Source organism: Streptomyces sp. NPDC029152 (genome assembly GCF_055564355.1).
In genome coordinates this window covers 170,477-188,002 of record NZ_JBVHWR010000006.1, presented here as the reverse complement: position 1 = coordinate 188,002, position 17,526 = coordinate 170,477, and the positions used below count along the sequence as shown (strand labels likewise).

Sequence of the window (17,526 nt, the reverse complement as noted above, 5' to 3'; positions counted from 1 at the left end):
ACGGATACGCACCGCACCGCCCGGACGTTCAGCCCCCGCGGGCATTCAGTAGCGGGTCACCGCGGTCGCCCCGCCCGGCGTGCCGATCGCGATGTGCGGCCGGGCCCCCGGGTCGGCCCACCGCAGGATCCGGCGCATCGCGTCCGCCGGCACCGACACGCAGCCGGCCGTCGCCCCGCTCCCGTCCACGTGCAGGAAGATGCCCGCGCCGCGCCCGCGCACCGGGCGCTCGTAGTTGAAGCCGATGACCATGGCGTACGCGTACTGCGTGCCGTACGTGATCAGGTGCTCGGACTCGGCGGCGGCGCAGTCGGCCGGACGGGGTTCGGTCCAGCGGTTGTAAGCGCGGGAACCGCCGTCCTGGCACCACCAGGAGTCCTCGCGCACCGGACGGTAGGGGTACGCCGTCCCGCGCGGCGCGGCCCGGACGCCGAAGGCGTACGGCAGGTCGTACAGGCCGGTCGGGGTGGTGTTCGTGCCCTGGACGCGCGTCTCCCCGTCCGCCAGTCCCCCCGCCCCGAAACGGGCGGGTGCCGAACCCGTCCTCACCCATCGGCCGCCCCTGCGGTCCCACCAGGCGACGGTGCCCGTGGTCGAGCCGGTGTCCGGGGCGAGGGCGGTGATCAGCTGGCTGCCGCCGCCGGTGTCCGCCATCCGGGCCGGCAGCGGCCGGGGCGCGGGCCCGGAGGCGGGCGCGGCGCCCGGGACGAGGGCGGACAGGGCGAGGAGGGCGGCGACGGCACCGGGGCGCATGGCTCAGACCGTAGACGGGGGCAGCGGCAACGGCAGCCCGGGAAGGCCGTCCAGGCTCGTGAGGGCGGCGACGGCACCGGGGCGCATGGCTCAGACCGTAGACGGGGGCAGCGGCAACGGCAGCCCGGGAAGGCCGTCCAGGCTCGTCGCGATGTGCTCCTTCTTGGTGAAGTACGCGCTGAGCGAGACGTCGTCCTCGCGCGCGAACCGTTTGCCGTGCAGGTCCCGGTCGTTCTCGTACGCCATGAAGGGGACGCCGTAGCCGCAGGTGTCGCGGATGAGCTCGGCGGTCACGACGATGATCGCGCGCAGCCCGTGCCGGCCGGTGTCGATGCCGGGGAAGCGGGCCAGCAGCTCCGGGAAGCGCGGGTCGTCGCGGAAGACCGGCTCCCCGCGCCCGTGCACCCGCACGATGTTCGGCGGTCCCTGGAAGGCGCACCACATGAGGGTGATCCGCCCGTTCTCCCGCAGATGGGCGATGGTCTCGGCGTTGGAGCCCGCGAAGTCGAGGTAGGCCACGGTGAGTTCGTCGAGCACGGCGAAGGAGCCCGTGAGTCCCTTGGGGGAGAGGTTGACCGTCCCGTCGGCGGTCAGGGGAGCGGTGGCGGTGAAGAAGAGGGGCTGGGCCTCGATGAAGGTGCGGAGCCGGCCGTCTATGCGCTCATAGGTCTTTCCCATGTCTAACGATTATGGGACCGCGCGGTGCGGCGCGTCCCGCGGATCTGCGAGATTGACGAATCATGCAGTCTTCTGCATACTCATGCAGGCCAGTGATTGCACGGTGAGGAGCGACACGAGTGAGCAGCAACAACGGTGACGTACGGCTCTGGGGCGGCCGTTTCGCCGACGGTCCCGCCGAGGCCCTGGCGAAGCTGTCCGCGTCCGTCCACTTCGACTGGCGCCTCGCCCCCTACGACATCGCCGGCTCGCGTGCCCACGCGCGCGTGCTGCACAAGGCGGGACTGCTCACCGAGGACGAGCTGTCCCGCATGATCGACGGCCTCGACCGGCTCGAAGCCGACGTGGCCTCCGGCGTGTTCGTGGGCACCATCGCCGACGAGGACGTCCACACGGCCCTGGAGCGCGGCCTGCTGGAGCGGCTCGGCCCCGACCTCGGCGGCAAGCTGCGCGCCGGGCGGTCCCGCAACGACCAGGTCGCCACCCTCTTCCGGATGTACCTGCGCGACCACGCCCGCGTCGTCGGCGGCCTGATCGCCGACCTCCAGGACGCCCTGATCGGCCTCGCCGAGGCCCACCCGGACGTGGCGATGCCCGGCCGCACCCACCTCCAGCACGCCCAGCCGGTGCTCTTCGCCCACCACGTCCTCGCCCACGTCCAGGCGCTGTCCCGGGACGCGGAGCGGCTGCGCCAGTGGGACGAGCGGACGGCCGTGTCGCCGTACGGCTCGGGAGCGCTCGCGGGCAGCAGCCTCGGCCTCGACCCGGAGGCGGTCGCCCGCGACCTCGGCTTCGAGCGCGGCAGCGCCGGCAACTCCATCGACGGCACGGCCTCCCGCGACTTCGTCGCCGAGTTCGCCTTCATCACCGCGATGATCGGCGTGAACGTCTCCCGCATCGCCGAGGAGATCATCATCTGGAACACGAAGGAGTTCTCCTTCGTGACCCTGCACGACGCCTTCTCCACCGGCTCGTCGATCATGCCGCAGAAGAAGAACCCGGACATCGCCGAGCTGGCCCGCGGCAAGTCCGGCCGCCTGATCGGCAACCTGACCGGTCTGATGGCCACCCTCAAGGCCCTCCCGCTCGCGTACAACCGCGACCTCCAGGAGGACAAGGAGCCGGTCTTCGACTCCATCGACCAGCTGGAGGTCCTGCTGCCGGCCTTCACCGGCATGATGGCCACCCTCACCGTGCACCGCGAGCGCATGGAGGAGCTGGCCCCGGCCGGGTTCTCGCTCGCCACCGACATCGCCGAGTGGCTGGTCAGGCAGGGCGTGCCGTTCCGGGTCGCGCACGAGGTGGCCGGCGAGTGCGTGAAGGTCGCCGAGGCGGAGGGCAAGGAGCTGGACGAGCTGACGGACGAGCAGTTCGCGAAGATCTCCGCGCACCTGACCCCCGAGGTCCGCTCGGTGCTCGACGTCCCCGGCGCCCTCGCCTCCCGCAGCGGCCGCGGCGGCACGGCGCCCGGCGCGGTCGCCGTGCAGCTCGCCGAGGTGAAGGCGGACGTGGCCGGCCAGCACGCCTGGGCGAACGCCAGGAAGTAGCAGCCGGTGTGCCCGAGGGGCATCGCGGTTACGTTGGTCGGCAGGAGCACGAGCCGACCGAACGGAGCCCGCGATGCCCTTCGCCCGTCTCGCGACCGCGACGACGCCCACCTGTCACATGGGCCTGGGCCTCGCCGCCGTCGGCCGTCCCGGCTACATCAACCTCGGCAGAGAGCGCGACCTCGGAGAGGACCGCAGCGTCGAGGCGCTGCGCGAGCGCACCCACGACCTTCTCGACGCCGCCTACGCGCAGGGCGTGCGCTACTTCGACGCGGCCCGCTCCTACGGGCGGTCGGAGGAGTTCCTCGCCGCCTGGCTGCGGGAGCGTCCCGACGCGGACGACGTCGTCGTGGGCAGCAAGTGGGGCTACACCTACACCGCCGACTGGTCCGCCGACGCCGAGCAGCACGAGGTCAAGGACCACGGCGTCGCCACGTACGAGCGCCAGCGCGCCGAGACCGACGCCCTCCTCGGCGACCGGCTCGACCTGTACCAGATCCACTCCCTCACCCCCGACAGTCCGGCCCTCACCGACAAGGAGCTCCACGCCGAGCTCGCCGAGGCCGCCGCGCGGGGCGTCACCGTCGGCTTCTCCACCAGCGGTCCCGCCCAGGCCGACGCCGTCCGCGCCGCGCTCGCCGTGACCGTCGACGGCGAGCCCCTCTTCCGCACCGTCCAGGCGACGTACAACGCGCTGGAGACCTCCGTCGGGCCCGCGCTGGCCGAGGCGCACGACGCGGGGCTCACGGTGATCGTCAAGGAGGGCATGGCCAACGGGCGCCTCGCCGAGCCGCACGCGCCGGACGTCCTGCGGGCCGTGGCCGAGGAGACGACCCTGGGCTGCGACGCGGTCGCCCTCGCGCTGGTCCTGCGGCAGCCCTGGACCGGTGTGGTCCTCTCCGGCGCCGCGACCGTGGCCCAGCTCGGCTCGAACCTGCACGCCGCCGTCGTCGACCTCGACGACGACCAGGTGGCACGCCTCGCCACCCTCGCCGAGGACCCGTGCGCCTACTGGGAGCGGCGCGGCCGGCTGCCCTGGCACTGAGCGGGTCCCGGCCCGTGCGACCGCCCGCGGCGGCCGGTGCCCGGCTGCCCGGTGGTGAGTCGCACACGCCCACGATGAGACATCAATGTCTCACATGGGTTACTGTTGTCTCATGGCCGTCGATCGAGAACAGGTACTGCGCAGCGCCGCGGCCCTGCTGACCCGCAGAGCCACCGCGACCATGGACGAGGTCGCGAGGGCCGCCGGGATCAGCCGGGCCACGCTGCACCGCCACTTCGCCGGGCGCGACGCCCTCGTCCGCGCCCTGGAGGCGCTCGGCATCGCCGAGTGCGAGGCGGCCCTGGACGCGGCCCGCCCGGACGACGGTCCCGCCGCGGAGGCGGTGCGCCGGCTCGTACGGGAGATGGAACCCGCCGCGGGCCTGCTCGCCTTCCTCTACACCGAGAACCAGCTGTTCGAGGGCGAGCGGCAGAACGAGGGCTGGGCCCGCATCGACGCCCGGCTCACCGAGCTGTTCCGCCGGGGCCAGGAGAGCGGCGAGTTCCGCATCGACCTCACCCCGGCCTGGCTCACCGAGGCGCTCTACGGCCTGCTGGCCTCCGGCGCCTGGGCGGTGACCGAGGGCCGCGTGGCCCGCAACGACTTCACCCGCATGATCGTCGAGCTGCTGCTCGGCGGCGCACTTCGGAGAGAGTGAACCATGACCCGCACCCTGCAGTCGGCGCAGTCGACCGAGGCGGTGAAGCGCCCCGGCCGCTGGCTGGCGCTGTCCGTCCTCGTGCTGGCCGTGCTGCTGGTGGCCGTCGACGCGACCGTCCTCGGTCTCGCCACCCCCTACATCAGCGAGGACCTCGCCCCCTCCGGCACCCAGCTGCTGTGGATCGGCGACGTCTACTCCTTCGTCATCGCCGGCCTGCTGGTCTCCATGGGCAGCCTCGGCGACCGCATCGGCCGCAAGCGGATCCTGCTCCTGGGCGCCACGGCGTTCGGCGCGGTGTCCGTGCTCAACGCCTACGCGCACACCCCCGAGGTGCTGATCCTCGCCCGGGCCCTGCTCGGCGTCGCGGGCGCCACGCTCATGCCCGCCACCCTCGCCCTGATCCGCAACATCTTCCACGACCCGCGCGAACGCAGCCTCGCCGTCGGCATCTGGGGCGCCACGGCCTCCGCCGGCATGGCGGTCGGCCCGATCGTGGGCGGTTTCCTGCTGGAGCACTTCTGGTGGGGCTCGGTCTTCCTGATCAACCTGCCCGTGATGGCCGTCCTGGTCCTCGTCGGCGTCAAGCTGCTCCCCGAGTCCCGCAACCCCGCCCCCGGCCCGTGGGACCTGGCCAGCGTCCTCCTCTCCCTGATCGGCATGGTCGGCGTCGTCTACGCCGTCAAGGAGGCCGCCGCGCACGGCTTCGCGTGGGCCCCGCTCGCGGCGGGCCTGCTGGGCGCCGCCGCGCTGTACGGCTTCGTCCGCCGCCAGCTGACCATGCCGGTCCCGCTGCTCGACATGCGGCTGTTCCGCAGCCGCGGCTTCAGCGGCGCGGTGCTGGCCGACCTGCTGACCGTCCTCGGCCTGTCCGGACTGGTGTTCTTCCTCTCCCAGTACCTGCAACTCGTACAGGGCAGGCGCCCGTTCGAGGCGGGGCTCGCCGAACTGCCCGCAGCGATCGGCGCGGTGGTGGCCGGTCTGGTCGCGGGCCGCGCGGCCCGGCGCTTCTCCGTGCGCGCCGTGGTCTCCGGCGGGCTCGCCGCCGTCGGCCTCGCCCTCGCCACGCTCACCCTCCTCGACCAGCACACCGGCTACCCGCTGCTCGGCGGGGCCCTGCTGGTGGTCGGCGTCGGCGCCGGCTTCTCGTTCACCGTCACCGCCGACGTGATCCTCTCCAGTGTCCCGGGGGAGCAGGCCGGCGCCGCCTCCGCGGTCTCCGAGACGGCCTACGAGCTCGGCGCCGCCCTCGGCATCGCGCTCCTCGGCTCCATCGTGACCGGCGTCTACCGGGGCTTCACCGGCCCGCCCGGCACCCCGGAGGCGGCTCACGAGTCGCTCGGCGGTGCGGTCGAGGCCGCCTCCGGGATGCCCGAGCACACGGCCGGCGCCCTGCTGGACGCCGCCCGCCAGTCCTTCGTGGACGGGCTGACGCTCGCCTCGGGCATCGGCGCCCTGGTGCTGCTGGCCGCCGCCGGCGCGGCCTGGTACCTGCTGCGCGGCCAGCGCCTGGAGGACGGGGCCGGGCACCCGTGACCGTGCGCACGCGCCGAGGGCGGGCCACCGATCCGGTGGCCCGCCCTCGGCACGTGTGTCAGCGCGGTGTCACGCCGCCTTCGCCTTGCTGGCGTACATGTCCACGTACTCCTGGCCGGAGAGCCGCATGACCTCGGTCATCACGGAGTCGGTCACGGCCCGCAGGACGTAGCGGTCGCGGTCCATGCCCTCGTAGCGGGAGAACTCCATCGCCTCGCCGAAGCGGACCGTGACCTTGCCCGGCCGGGGCAGGCCCGCGCCGCCCGGCTGGAGCTTGTCGGTGCCGATCATCGCGAACGGGACGACGGGGGCGCCGGTCATCAGGGTGAGGCGGGCGATGCCGGTGCGGCCGCGGTACAGACGGCCGTCGGGGGAGCGGGTGCCCTCCGGGTAGATGCCGAAGATCCTGCCCTCCTCCAGCACCCGGCGTCCGGTCATCAGCGCCGCGACCCCGCCCCGGCCGCCGTCCCGGTCGACCGGGATCATGCCGACGCCGGTGAAGAACCAGGCCATCAGCCGGCCCTTGAGGCCCTTGCCGGTGACGTACTCGTCCTTGCCGATGAAGACGACCTGCCGGTCGCAGACCAGCGGGAGGATCATCGAGTCGATGAAGGTGAGGTGGTTGCCGGCCAGGATGACCGGGCCGTCGCCCGGAATGTTCTCCACGCCCTCCACCTGGGGGCGGAACATCAGGCGCATGATCGGGCCGAGCACTGCCTTGATGAGCGCGAAGCGGGACAACGGGTCCTCCGGCGTCGGGGATGCGGTATGAGTCTGTGCAGGTGAGGACATTACTCGCGGCCCCGGGGGTCGCGCACGTCGGGTTCACCGAGCCCTCGCCCGGTGTTGACGCGTGTTCACCTGCGGTGCCGTGGTGTTGCGCGGCCGTGACGCGGACGGCGGGGTGTGAGGCAACTCGCGTCCGCGGGGGAGGATCCGCCCGCGGGGGCTCGCCGCTCTCGCCGTGCCACGCCGTCCTGGTCCGAGGGGACCGGCGTCGTTGCTCCTCGGGCGCGGACACCGCCCGGATCGAAGCACGCGCGACGCGCGGACCGCGTGAGGCGCGCCGTCACAGCCGCTTCACCGGCCCCTTCTTCCCGCGGCCGCGGGACCCGTCGGGCAGCGCCACGACGAGCCGCGGCCACCGACCGCGTACCCCGGTCCGGCGCCGCCAAGCCGACGGTTCGTCAGACGTCCCGCCCCGCCCGCCCCTCCGCCCCCGCCCGACATCCCGGGTCACCCGCGTGTTCCGCACGCGGTCTCCCGCTCGTCATGTACGCGCCCCTACGATCGGCCCGCAGTGACGGTCGACGGCGGGAGGTACCGATGGGAACGCAGGGGTCGGACGAGCGGGCGGGCGGAACCGGACGGCGGGCGCTTCTCGGCGCGGCGGTGCTGGGCGCGGGCGGAGCCGTACTGGGCCTTTCCGGCGCGGCGGGAGCCGCCGACGCCCGGCACGGCGGCGGGCAGGGCGGGCTGAAGGGCCTGCCCGTCCCGACGGTCATCGGCCACCGCGGCGCCAGCGGCTACCGCCCCGAACACACCCTCGGCGCCTACGAACTGGCACTGGACATGGGCGCCGACATCGTCGAGGCCGGTGACCTCGTCCCCACCAAGGACGGTCATCTCGTCTGCCGTCACGAACCGGAGATCGGCGGCACCACGGACGTCGCCGACCACCCCGAGTTCGCCGGCCGCAGGCGCACCAAGCAGCTCGACGGCGTCTCCACCACCGGCTGGTTCACCGAGGACTTCACGCTCGCCGAGCTCAAGACGCTCCGCGCCACCGAGCGCATCCCGGCCAACCGTCCCCACAACACCCTCTACGACGGGCGCTGGGAGATCCCCACCTTCGAAGAGGTGCTCCGCTGGCAGGACGAGCAGACCCGCAGGCGCGGCAGGCAGGTCTGGATCTACCCCGAGCTCAAGCACCCCACCTACTTCCGCAAGCTGGGCCTCGGCACCGAGGAGCGCCTGGCCCGGCTGCTGCGCAGGCACGGCAAGGACAAGAAGAACTCGCCCGTCATCATCCAGTCCTTCGAGCCGACCAGCATCCAGCGGATGAACGGGCTCGTCGGCAACCCGCTCGCCGTCCTGCTGTCCGGAGCGAAGAGCCGTCCCTGGGACTTCGTCGAGACCGGCGACCCGCGCACGGTCGCCGACCTGATCACGCCCGCGGGCCTGAGGGAGATCGCCTCCTACGCCCAGGGCATCGGACCCACCCTGGACCTGATCATCCCGAAGGACGCGGCCGGCAGGCTCACCGAGCCCACCACCCTGGTGCGCGACGCCCACCGGGCCGGACTGATCCTGCACCCGTACACCATGCGCAACGAGAACCCCTTCCTGCCCGCGGACTTCCGCAAGGGCTCGGAGCCCGACGCCTACGGCGACGCCTTCGGGGCCTTCCGGACGTACTTCGCCACCGGCATCGACGGCGTCTTCACCGACAACCCGGACACCGGCGTGCTGGCCCGCGAGGACTTCGTCAACCGCTGAGCGTCACCACACCGGTTGGAGTGACATGCGGCCGCCCGGGGCAACCACCGCCCGGGCGGCCGCGTCGCACTGCATATGACGCACGACCTGGTCGCCACCCTGCGCCCCCTCCTCGCCGCGGAGGTCTCGGCCGAGACATATGCCGGCGGTACCGAGCCCGGAGACCTGGAGCAGGCGGTGTGGCTGCGCCTCCTGGAGCGCCTGGAGACCGACGGCCCGCCCCGCGATCCCCACCGCTGGCTGCGCAGCGCCGTCCGCCTCGAGGTCCGCCGCACCCGCCGCGCGGCCCGGGCCGAGCGGCCGTACGAGACCGAACCCGCCGACGCCGCCGAACGCGGGCCCGAACAGCTCGCCCTCACCGCGGCCCGCCACCGCGCCCTGCGCGACGCCGTGCGCCGGCTGCCCGGCCGCTGCCCCCGTCTGATGGAGGCGCTGCTGTCCCCGAAGGACCTCACATACCGGGAGATCGCGGGGGAGTTGGGTATCTCACAGGGCAGCCTTGGACCGGAACGCTCCAGATGTCTGGGATGTCTTCGCCGATTACTGACGCCGGAGGTTGCGGCCCGCTGAGGACGGGGATAGGAGTGGGGGACCACAGGTGATCAGGTGAGCGGGAGGCATGCGCACATGGGCATGAGCGTGACCATCTCGGCGGCGACCGGGCAGGATGCCGAGCAGATCTTCCGACTGCAGTACCTCTGCTTCCAGAGGGAGGCGGCGCTGTACGGCAACTACCGCATCGACCCGCTCGTCCAGACCCTCGACTCCGTGCGCGAAGAGGTCGCCGGCGACTGCGTCTTCGTGGCGCGGCTCGGCGACGAGGTCATCGGCTCGGTGCGGGGCCGGGTGACCGAGGACGGTGCCGCGTCCATCGGCAAGCTGTGCGTCCACCCCCGCCTCCAGGGCCACGGCATCGGCGCCCGTCTGCTGCGGGCCGCCGAGTCCGCCCTCGTCGAGGAGCGCGGCGCCACGCGCTTCCGCCTGCACACCGGTCACCGCAGCGAGGGAAACCTGCGTCTGTACCGGCGGGTCGGCTACGAGACGGTGGGGACGGCCGAGGGCGCGGACGGCGTCCCGATGATCGTCCTGGAGAAGCCGGCGGAGACGTACGCGACGACGGCGTGAGCCGCGGGCGGGCCCGGGCCGCCCGACGGTCTCAGGCGGCGTCCCCGTGGTGCGCGCCCTTGCGCAGCCAGTACAGCGCGGACAGCGGCAGGAGCACCGGGATGAAGACGTAGCCCATGCCGAAGTCGGACCACACGGTCGCGTCGGGGAACACCGACGGCTCGGCCAGGGTCCATGTGCCCACCGCCAGCACGCCCACCAGCTCGGCGGCGCAGCAGACCCGCGCCGCCCTGCGGGCCGTCTCCCCGCCGCGCACGAGGGTGTAGGTGATGAAGCCGTAGACGACGCCGGCGACGGCCGACAGCGTGTAGGCGAGCGGTGCCCGGTCGAAATCGGTGGCGATCTGGTACGCGGACCGCGACACGGCGCCGACGACCATCACCCCGTACAGCCACACCAGCAGGATCCCGGGCCCGCCGATCAATCGGGCACGGGCCGGCTCGTCCTCGGTCGCCGTCATCTCAGCCTCCCCAGATGTCGTACAGCCGCACTTCGAGGACGGCGAGGACCACACCGCCGGCGGCGACCGTCACCGAGCCCCAGCGGGTGCGTTCGGCCAGCGACATGAACCCCGCCGCCGGGACGCAGGCGAAGGCGCCCAGCAGGTAGGACACGAAGATCGTCGTGCCCTGCTCCGGCTTCTCGCCCCGCGCCAACTGCACGATCCCGACCGCCAGCTGGATCAGCGCCAGCACCGAGACCGCGGCCATGCCGATGAAGTGCCAGTCCTTCGTCGGCTGGTCACGGTAGGCGGCCCAGCCGCACCAGGCGGCGAGCAGCAGCGCGGCGACTGCGGTCACCAGCGTCAGGGCGTCAAGCATGGCAGCGACCCTATTACGCCCCGAGGAGCCCTTCGCGCGCGGCCCCGCCCGTGACGCGGGCGGGGCCGCGCGCGGGATCACGGCCGTCCGGCCCGCGGGCCGGGCCGCACGGGCGGACGGTGGCCGGGCCGCCGACGCGGCCACCGTGGCGTTGGCCACAACCCGGCGGCCGCCGGACCCGGCGCCGTTCCGGCGGCCGGCGGTCTCCCGGCCCCGTCCGTGCTGGTCACCGACGGCGTGGTGGCGGTCCTCTCCCGGCACCGGTCCGCGCCCCCGGGACCGGCCACCGTCCACCGCTGTCCAGCATCCGGACAGCGGTGTCCGCTCAGAACCACCGGTCTGCTTTACTGATCGCATGAGCACCACGAGCGACCGCACCCCTGCGACCGAGGCGACGACGACGCCCGGTGCTCGTTGTATGTGCCGAATGTGCGCCTTCTAGAGGGCCCCCGCACCACCTGAGCCTCGCGCCCCGAAGCGAGTGCCGGCTCGTGTCCGCCGCCGCGCCCCGCGCACGCGACCGAGCCACGCCCCGCGCACACGTTCTCCCCGGTTTCGCCGCCATCGCGCACCGCCGCCGCGAGAACCGTGCCGCGTTCCGAAGGTCCCGCGAGAACCCCGAAGAACAACGCCCCCGTGCCGGCGCACACACCCGCGCCGCGCACTCGACAGTGACGGAAACCACGTGATCACCACATCAGGCCTCACGAAGGTCTACCGGTCGCACCGCGGCCGTGAGGTCACCGCCCTGGACGGCGTCGACCTGCACGTCCGCGAGGGCGAGGTGTTCGGCGTCATCGGCCAGTCCGGCGCCGGCAAGTCCTCGCTCATCCGCTGCGTCAACCTCCTGGAGCGTCCCACCTCCGGCACGGTCACCGTCGCCGGCCAGGACCTCACCGCGCTGGCCGGACGCGGGCCGCGCGCCGGCCGGGAGCTGCGGCAGGCGCGCAGCCGTATCGGCATGGTGTTCCAGCACTTCAACCTGCTGTCCACGCGGACCGTGCAGGACAACGTCGAGCTGCCGCTGGAGATCCTCGGCAGGTCCGGGAAGGAACGTTCCCGCAAGGCGCTGGAACTGCTCGACCTGGTCGGTCTCGCCGACAAGGCCAAGTCCTACCCCGCCCAGCTCTCCGGCGGCCAGAAGCAGCGCGTCGGCATCGCCCGCGCCCTGGCCGGCGACCCCAAGGTGCTGCTGTCCGACGAGGCCACCAGCGCGCTCGACCCGGAGACCACCCGCTCCATCCTCCGGCTGCTGCGCGACCTCAACCGCGAGCTCGGCCTGACCGTGCTGCTCATCACCCACGAGATGGACGTCGTCAAGAGCGTCTGCGACTCGGCCGCCCTCATGGACCGGGGCCGCGTCGTCGAGTCCGGCACGGTCGGCGAACTCCTCGCGACCCCGGGCTCCGAGCTGGCCGCCGCCCTCTTCCCGGTCGGCGGCGAGGCGTCGGGGGACGACCGCACCGTCCTCGACGTCACCTTCCACGGCGAGGCCGCCACCCAGCCCGTCATCTCCCAGCTGTCCCGCACCTACAACATCGATATATCGATCCTCGGTGCCGCCATCGACACCGTCGGCGGCCTCCAGATCGGCCGGATGCGCATCGAACTCCCCGGCCGCTACGAGGACAACGTCGTGCCCGTCGGCTTCCTGCGCGAACAGGGCCTCCAGATCGACGTGGTGAACGCGGAACCGTCCCTTCTGGTGAAGGAAGGTGCCAAGTGACCTGGTCCGAGATGCAGCCCCTGCTGGAGCAGGCGTCCTGGGAGACCCTGATCATGGTCGGCTGGTCCACCGCGATCGCCGTCGCCGTCGGACTCCCGCTCGGCGTGCTCCTCGTCCTCACCGACAAGGGCGGCCTGCTGCAGAACGTCGTGGTCAACAAGGTCATCGGCCAGATCGTGAACATCGGCCGCTCGATGCCGTTCATCATCCTCATGGTCGCGCTGATGAGCTTCACCCGCTGGGTCACCGGCACGACCATCGGCAGCGAGGCCGCGATCGTGCCGCTCGCCATCGGCGGCATCCCCTTCTTCGCGCGGCTCGTCGAGACGTCCGTCCGCGAGGTCGACGGAGGGCTGGTCGAGGCCGTCCAGTCCATGGGCGGCAACACCTGGACCATCGTCCGCAAGGTCCTGGTCCCCGAGGCGCTCCCGTCGCTCATCGCCGGCACCACGACCACGGTCATCGCCCTCATCGGCTACTCGGCCATGGCCGGCACCGTCGGCGGCGGCGGCCTCGGCGACCTCGCCGTCCGCTACGGCTACCAGCGCTTCGAGACCGGCCTGATGTGGGTCACCGTCGCGCTCCTCGCCGTCGCCATCTCGCTCATCCAGTTCGCCGGCGACTACGCGGCCCGCACCCTGCACCGCCGCGGCGGACGCGGGGGCGCCGCGCCCAGGCTCCGGCTGCTCAAGGCCGAGGAACCCGCGGCGGCCGACGTGAGCAAGGTCGCCTGACACCCCGAAGGCGCCCCGCACTCCCGCCCGTCGCCCACCCCCCCAACGTCGGCGCTTCGCGCCGGTGCCCCTTGACCCAAGGGGTCGCACCACCTCAGGAAAGGCACTTTTCGTGCGTAACACCGCCAAGATCACCACCGCCGTCCTCGCCGCCGGAGCCCTCACCCTCGGGCTCTCCGCCTGCGGCTCGGACAAGGACTCCTCCGACGCCTCCGGCCCGCTGGTCGTGGCCGCGACGCCCGTCCCGCACGCCGAGATCCTCACCTACGTCAAGGACAACCTGGCGAAGAAGGCGGGCCTCGACCTGGAGGTCAAGGAGTTCACCGACTACGTCACGCCGAACACGGCGACGGAGGACGGCTCGGTGGGCGCCAACTACTTCCAGACCGAGCCCTACCTCGCGGACTTCAACAAGAAGAACGGCACCCACCTGAAGTCCGTCGCCTCGGTGCACCTGGAGCCGCTCGGCCTCTACTCCAAGAAGGCCGACAAGGCCGGTGACCTGAAGAACGGCGCGACCATCGCCCTCCCCAACGACACGGTCACCGAGGCCCGCGCCCTGCAGCTGCTCGCCTCCCAGGGCCTGATCACCCTGAAGGACGGCGTGGGCAACTCGGCCACCACCGCCGACATCACCGAGAACCCGAAGGACTTCGAGTTCAAGGAGCTGGAGGCGGCGCAGACCCCGCGTTCCCTGAACGACGTCGACGCGGCGGTCATCAACGGCAACTACGCCCTGGAGGCCGACCTCAAGCCGGCCAAGGACGCCCTCGTCCTGGAGTCCGCCAAGGACAACCCGAACGTCAACCTCCTCGTCGTCAAGGAGGGCCAGGAGGACGACCCGCGGGTCCAGAAGCTCGCGAAGCTCCTCACCTCGCCCGAGGTCAAGAAGTTCATCGAGGACAACTACGCCGGGTCCGTGCTCCCCTCCTTCTGAGCCGAGCCCCGCGCCGCGCACCGGGTCCGCCCCCTCCCGAGGGGAGTGGGACCCGGTGGTGCGGCCCGGTGCTTTCATGCTGCATGCTGGGCAGCTCAGCAGGTCTGACGGTCACACAGGTTACGGAGCGGCGCATGACGAGCACCTTCCCCAACATCTCCATCAGCACGGAGCGGTTGGTGCTGCGCCCCCTCGACGAGGACGACGTCCCCGCCCTCGCGGCGATGATGAACGACGAGCAGGTCGCCGCCTGGACCCACGTCCCGCATCCCTTCACCGAACAGGGCGCCCGCACCTGGATCACCGAGTACGCCCCCGCCGAACGCACCGCCGGCCGCGGGCTCGACCTGGCCGTCACCGAGTTCCTCACCCAGCGCCTGGTCGGCGTCGTCCAGCTGACCAGGACCGACTGGCACGTGCGGTCCACCGAGCTGTCGTACATCGTCGCCCCCTGGGCCCGCGGCGAGGGCTACGCCTCCGAGGCCGCGCTCGCCACCGCCCAGTGGCTGTTCGGCGACCAGAAGTTCGAGCGCATCGAGCTGCGCACCGCTGCCGACAACACCGCCTCCCAGCAGGTCGCCCAGAAGATCGGCTGCATCAGCGAGGGCGTCCTGCGCAACGCCTGCATAGCGCGGATGCGCACCGACGACGGCACCTGGACCGACGTACGCACCGACTTCATCGTGTGGAGCCTGCTGCCCGAGGACATCGAGGGCGCGGCGGAGCACCTGGCCGACCGTGAGGGTTTCACCACCTTCACCGACTGGAACTGACCTGGGGGACGGCGGCGTCACCACCACGTCCCGAGGCCGCACCAGGTACCCTCACGGAGCCCGCCCACGAGCGGATTCCGCGACACGACCTGCGAAGACCCCTGGAGACTGACGACGATGGCCGACCGGGTCACGGTGATCGGCTGGGACGGTTCGCCGCTGACCGCCGCGGCACGCGCAGCCCTGGGCGCCGCCACGCTGGTGGCCGGTGCCGCCCATCACCTCGCGCTCCCCGAGGTGCCGCCCGCCGCCGAACGCATCCGGCTCGGCAGCGTGGCCCTCGCCGCCCGCCGCATCGCCGCCCACCGGGGCACGGCGGTCGTCCTCGCCGACGGCGACCCCGGATTCTTCGGCGTCGTCCGCACCCTGCGCGCGCCCGAGTTCGGCCTGGAGGTCGAGGTCGACCCGGCCGTCTCCTCCGTCGCCGCCGCCTTCGCCCGCGCCGGCATGCCCTGGGACGACGCCCATGTGGTGGTCGCCCATCCCCGTACGCTGCGACGCGCCGTGAACGTATGCCGGGCCCACACCAAGGTCGCGGTCCTCACCTCTCCGGGCGCCGGCCCCGCCGAACTCGGCCTGCTGATGGAGGGCGTCCACCGCACCTTCGTCATCTGCGAGGAGCTCGGCACCGCCCGCGAGCAGGTCACCGTCGTCACCTCCGACAAGGCCGCCGACCACACCTGGCGCGACCCGAACGTCGTCATCGTCGTCGGAGGCGTCGCCGCCCCGGGCGCCGTGGCCGACGGGGGCGGCTGGATCGCGGGACGCGACCCCGCCGCCGGGCCGCGCGGCTGGTCGCTGCCCGCAGAGGCGTACGGCGGCGAACTCGGCGAGGGCGAGACGGACCTGCTGCGCACGGCCCAGCTCGCCCGGCTCGGACCGCGCCTCGGCGACCTCGTGTGGGACATCGGCTGCGGCAGCGGGGCCTTCGCCACCGAGGCGGCGCGCGGCGGCGCCGCGGTCATCGCCGTCGACCGGGACCCGGACGCCTGCGCCCGCACCGAGACCACCGCACGGCACTTCGGCGTCCAGCTCCAGACCGTGCACGGCACCGCCCCGCACATCCTGGAGAACCTCCCCGAACCGGACGTCGTCCGCGTCGGCGGCGGGGGAGCGGCCGTCGTCTCCGCGGTCGCCGACCGCCGCCCGCAGCGCATCGTCGCCCACGCGGCGACCCGCGACGCGGCCGAACTGGTGGGCAGGGACCTGTCGGAGCACGGCTACCGCGTCGAGTGCGCCCTGATCCAGTCCGTCGGACTCGACACCCGCGCCTGGACGGAGACGGAGCGGAGCGTCGCTTTCCTGCTCACAGGGGTATTGCCCGACCGCGCCCCGTGATCGGATCGTCGTACCGCGCGAGGTAGGCTGGCGGATTGTTGTACCGCACTCGGACACCGGACGCTTCGTCGTCCAATGTCCTGAAAACCCGCCAGTTCCGGGTGGTGTGTGGTAGGGCAGAACCGGAGGACGCGCAACGTGGCGCAGTCCACAGCGGGCCGTCGCGGATCAAGCTGTCGTGACGGGGGAACGACCGCGACAATGCCACTCAATGGCTTTGTCGTCTTTTCCGGCGGGTCGTTCGTGCCGCTGGGCACGCACGCTCGTTCTTCACTACGGGGCGGTCGGTGCGCCGTCCCGGGTGAGCTGGTCGTAGAAGCACTAACCGATGGGCGAGGGGTTACGCATGACCGACACCGGCCAGATCCCGGGCGAGGGGCTGCCGGAGAACGCAGGCATGGTGGAGCAGCCGGGCGTCCCCGCATCCGGCGCGTACACCTACCTCTCCGAAACCACCGCCGAGGACGAGGACCTGTTGCTGCTGCCGGGCGCGCAGAGCGCCTGGGGCAACGAGGTCGCGCCGCCCGCGCCGGAGCCGGTCGTCGAGACCGTGCACCAGCCGGGCCCGCACGAGACGTCCGGCCGTGACAGCGGCTCGGTCGACCTCGGCGGCGTCCGCCTGCCGGAACCGGCCGCGGAGCGCACGGCCGCGCCGGCCCCGCCGCGCCGGCCCCTGCACCTCGGTCCGCCGATCCCCGACGCCTCCGCGAGCCCCGTCCGTTCCCTCGCCGACCGGGGCCCCGCCGACGTGCCGGTGCGGCACGCCGGCCCGCCGACCGTCGGCCCCGAGTACCTCGACGTCCCCCAGGCCGCCGCGGCGCCCGCGCGGGAGGCGGCGCCCTGGGGCGCGCAGGCGGCCCCGTCGAGCGCGGGGGCGGCGACTGCGGAAACGGTTGTTCCGGTACCGGACCAGCGTCCCGAGCCGGTGGGCGCGGCCCAGGCACTCGTCACCCGCGTGGCGACGGAGGCCGTGGCGGCGACCGGCGGCGTCCCGGCGCCGGCGGAGGCCGGCGAGGCGGGTCCCCCGGCCGTGGCCGCCGCCGGACCCGGAGCCGAGCCGGACGCGCAGGCAGCGGCCCGCGACGCGGCCGTGCCGGACGACCGGACGGCCCACGCGACGGGGGCCGCGCCCACCGCCGACGGCGGACACGAGCCCCCGGCCGCGGGAGCGCCCGAGACGTACGGCACGCCGGCGCTCGGCACGGACGGTGCGTCCGAGGCCGGTGGCGTGCCGGGAGCGGAGGCCGCGCAGCAGCCGCCCGCGCAGGAACCCGACGCCGTGCCGGGACCGGCTGACGCACCGGCCCCCGAGGGGGTCGCTCCCGGGTCCGTGCCGGTCGCCGAGGTCCCCGAGGC

The 17,526-nt window shown here is 73.0% G+C and carries 17 protein-coding genes and 1 pseudogene; 13 read left to right on the top strand and 5 right to left on the bottom strand.

Going from position 1 to position 17,526, the window contains the following annotated elements; genetic code table 11:
• Positions 1 to 45: 45 nt before the first annotated feature.
• Both ACZ4V6_RS15090 and ACZ4V6_RS15085 read right to left on the bottom strand, forming a co-directional pair.
• The gene (locus tag ACZ4V6_RS15090) at positions 46 to 753 is read right to left on the bottom strand and encodes a L,D-transpeptidase family protein (RefSeq protein WP_467826859.1); all 708 of its coding nucleotides are present in this window, start codon (positions 751 to 753) and stop codon (positions 46 to 48) included.
• 90 nt (positions 754 to 843) lie between these two features.
• On the bottom strand, positions 844 to 1,431 hold the full coding sequence (locus ACZ4V6_RS15085; protein WP_467826856.1) for a pyridoxamine 5'-phosphate oxidase family protein: 588 nt from the start codon (positions 1,429 to 1,431) through the stop codon (positions 844 to 846).
• 119 nt (positions 1,432 to 1,550) lie between these two features.
• Between ACZ4V6_RS15085 and argH the strand changes: the two genes are divergently transcribed.
• The 4 genes from argH to ACZ4V6_RS15065 all read left to right on the top strand — a co-directional run bounded on the left by argH (position 1,551) and on the right by ACZ4V6_RS15065 (position 6,217).
• Complete coding sequence (gene argH / locus ACZ4V6_RS15080) at positions 1,551 to 2,978, top strand: argininosuccinate lyase (protein ID WP_467826854.1); 1,428 nt, start codon at positions 1,551 to 1,553, stop codon at positions 2,976 to 2,978.
• 73 nt (positions 2,979 to 3,051) lie between these two features.
• The gene (locus ACZ4V6_RS15075; protein ID WP_467826852.1) at positions 3,052 to 4,023 is read left to right on the top strand and encodes an aldo/keto reductase; all 972 of its coding nucleotides are present in this window, start codon (positions 3,052 to 3,054) and stop codon (positions 4,021 to 4,023) included.
• A 112-nt stretch (positions 4,024 to 4,135) separates the two neighbouring features.
• On the top strand, positions 4,136 to 4,681 hold the full coding sequence (locus tag ACZ4V6_RS15070) for a TetR/AcrR family transcriptional regulator (RefSeq protein WP_467826849.1): 546 nt from the start codon (positions 4,136 to 4,138) through the stop codon (positions 4,679 to 4,681).
• A gap of 3 nt (positions 4,682 to 4,684) precedes the next feature.
• Positions 4,685 to 6,217: an MFS transporter gene (locus ACZ4V6_RS15065; RefSeq protein WP_467826847.1), complete on the top strand. Its 1,533-nt coding sequence runs from the start codon at positions 4,685 to 4,687 to the stop codon at positions 6,215 to 6,217.
• A 69-nt stretch (positions 6,218 to 6,286) separates the two neighbouring features.
• Here the strand turns inward: ACZ4V6_RS15065 and ACZ4V6_RS15060 are convergent, their stop codons facing one another.
• Complete coding sequence (locus ACZ4V6_RS15060; RefSeq protein ID WP_239770016.1) at positions 6,287 to 6,958, bottom strand: lysophospholipid acyltransferase family protein; 672 nt, start codon at positions 6,956 to 6,958, stop codon at positions 6,287 to 6,289.
• Between the two features lie 585 nt (positions 6,959 to 7,543).
• Here ACZ4V6_RS15060 and ACZ4V6_RS15055 point away from each other — a divergent pair.
• The 3 genes from ACZ4V6_RS15055 to ACZ4V6_RS15045 all read left to right on the top strand — a co-directional run bounded on the left by ACZ4V6_RS15055 (position 7,544) and on the right by ACZ4V6_RS15045 (position 9,841).
• On the top strand, positions 7,544 to 8,716 hold the full coding sequence (locus ACZ4V6_RS15055) for a glycerophosphodiester phosphodiesterase (RefSeq protein ID WP_467826845.1): 1,173 nt from the start codon (positions 7,544 to 7,546) through the stop codon (positions 8,714 to 8,716).
• A 75-nt stretch (positions 8,717 to 8,791) separates the two neighbouring features.
• Entirely contained in the window at positions 8,792 to 9,286 is a 495-nt protein-coding gene (locus ACZ4V6_RS15050) for a sigma-70 family RNA polymerase sigma factor (protein ID WP_467826843.1), read from the top strand.
• A 57-nt stretch (positions 9,287 to 9,343) separates the two neighbouring features.
• Complete coding sequence (locus tag ACZ4V6_RS15045) at positions 9,344 to 9,841, top strand: GNAT family N-acetyltransferase (protein ID WP_467827377.1); 498 nt, start codon at positions 9,344 to 9,346, stop codon at positions 9,839 to 9,841.
• A gap of 31 nt (positions 9,842 to 9,872) precedes the next feature.
• Here ACZ4V6_RS15045 and ACZ4V6_RS15040 read toward each other — a convergent pair whose 3' ends face one another.
• Together ACZ4V6_RS15040 and ACZ4V6_RS15035 are read right to left on the bottom strand one after the other, a co-directional pair.
• Entirely contained in the window at positions 9,873 to 10,301 is a 429-nt protein-coding gene (locus tag ACZ4V6_RS15040; protein ID WP_467826841.1) for a hypothetical protein, read from the bottom strand.
• 1 nt (position 10,302) lies between these two features.
• Positions 10,303 to 10,662, bottom strand: a complete 360-nt coding sequence (locus ACZ4V6_RS15035; RefSeq protein ID WP_467826840.1) for a hypothetical protein — start codon at positions 10,660 to 10,662, stop codon at positions 10,303 to 10,305.
• Between the two features lie 685 nt (positions 10,663 to 11,347).
• Here ACZ4V6_RS15035 and ACZ4V6_RS15030 point away from each other — a divergent pair.
• From ACZ4V6_RS15030 to ACZ4V6_RS15005, 6 genes and pseudogenes are all read left to right on the top strand, one after another.
• Positions 11,348 to 12,388 (top strand): methionine ABC transporter ATP-binding protein, encoded by a 1,041-nt coding sequence (locus tag ACZ4V6_RS15030; protein WP_467826837.1) that lies wholly within the window; start codon positions 11,348 to 11,350, stop codon positions 12,386 to 12,388.
• Complete coding sequence (locus tag ACZ4V6_RS15025) at positions 12,385 to 13,122, top strand: methionine ABC transporter permease (protein WP_467826834.1); 738 nt, start codon at positions 12,385 to 12,387, stop codon at positions 13,120 to 13,122. Before ACZ4V6_RS15030 ends, ACZ4V6_RS15025 begins: the two co-directional genes overlap by 4 nt.
• Before the next feature lie 112 nt (positions 13,123 to 13,234).
• Positions 13,235 to 14,059 (top strand): MetQ/NlpA family ABC transporter substrate-binding protein, encoded by an 825-nt coding sequence (locus tag ACZ4V6_RS15020; protein ID WP_467826831.1) that lies wholly within the window; start codon positions 13,235 to 13,237, stop codon positions 14,057 to 14,059.
• Between the two features lie 134 nt (positions 14,060 to 14,193).
• Positions 14,194 to 14,832: a GNAT family N-acetyltransferase gene (locus ACZ4V6_RS15015; protein WP_467826828.1), complete on the top strand. Its 639-nt coding sequence runs from the start codon at positions 14,194 to 14,196 to the stop codon at positions 14,830 to 14,832.
• Between the two features lie 117 nt (positions 14,833 to 14,949).
• Entirely contained in the window at positions 14,950 to 16,170 is a 1,221-nt protein-coding gene (gene cbiE / locus ACZ4V6_RS15010; protein WP_467826826.1) for a precorrin-6y C5,15-methyltransferase (decarboxylating) subunit CbiE, read from the top strand.
• A gap of 346 nt (positions 16,171 to 16,516) precedes the next feature.
• A pseudogene (locus tag ACZ4V6_RS15005) lies at positions 16,517 to 17,526 on the top strand (nicotinate-nucleotide--dimethylbenzimidazole phosphoribosyltransferase); the annotation flags it as partial.

Coding starts and splice junctions, on each gene's coding strand:
- ACZ4V6_RS15070 (WP_467826849.1), top strand. CDS start 4,136: ATGGCCGTCGATCGAGAACAGGTACTGCGCAGCGCCGCGGCCCTGCTG.
- ACZ4V6_RS15055 (WP_467826845.1), top strand. CDS start 7,544: ATGGGAACGCAGGGGTCGGACGAGCGGGCGGGCGGAACCGGACGGCGG.
- ACZ4V6_RS15040 (WP_467826841.1), bottom strand. CDS start 10,301: ATGACGGCGACCGAGGACGAGCCGGCCCGTGCCCGATTGATCGGCGGG.
- ACZ4V6_RS15065 (WP_467826847.1), top strand. CDS start 4,685: ATGACCCGCACCCTGCAGTCGGCGCAGTCGACCGAGGCGGTGAAGCGC.
- ACZ4V6_RS15075 (WP_467826852.1), top strand. CDS start 3,052: ATGCCCTTCGCCCGTCTCGCGACCGCGACGACGCCCACCTGTCACATG.
- ACZ4V6_RS15035 (WP_467826840.1), bottom strand. CDS start 10,662: ATGCTTGACGCCCTGACGCTGGTGACCGCAGTCGCCGCGCTGCTGCTC.
- cbiE (WP_467826826.1), top strand. CDS start 14,950: ATGGCCGACCGGGTCACGGTGATCGGCTGGGACGGTTCGCCGCTGACC.
- ACZ4V6_RS15050 (WP_467826843.1), top strand. CDS start 8,792: ATGACGCACGACCTGGTCGCCACCCTGCGCCCCCTCCTCGCCGCGGAG.
- ACZ4V6_RS15090 (WP_467826859.1), bottom strand. CDS start 753: ATGCGCCCCGGTGCCGTCGCCGCCCTCCTCGCCCTGTCCGCCCTCGTC.
- ACZ4V6_RS15045 (WP_467827377.1), top strand. CDS start 9,344: ATGGGCATGAGCGTGACCATCTCGGCGGCGACCGGGCAGGATGCCGAG.
- ACZ4V6_RS15085 (WP_467826856.1), bottom strand. CDS start 1,431: ATGGGAAAGACCTATGAGCGCATAGACGGCCGGCTCCGCACCTTCATC.
- ACZ4V6_RS15015 (WP_467826828.1), top strand. CDS start 14,194: ATGACGAGCACCTTCCCCAACATCTCCATCAGCACGGAGCGGTTGGTG.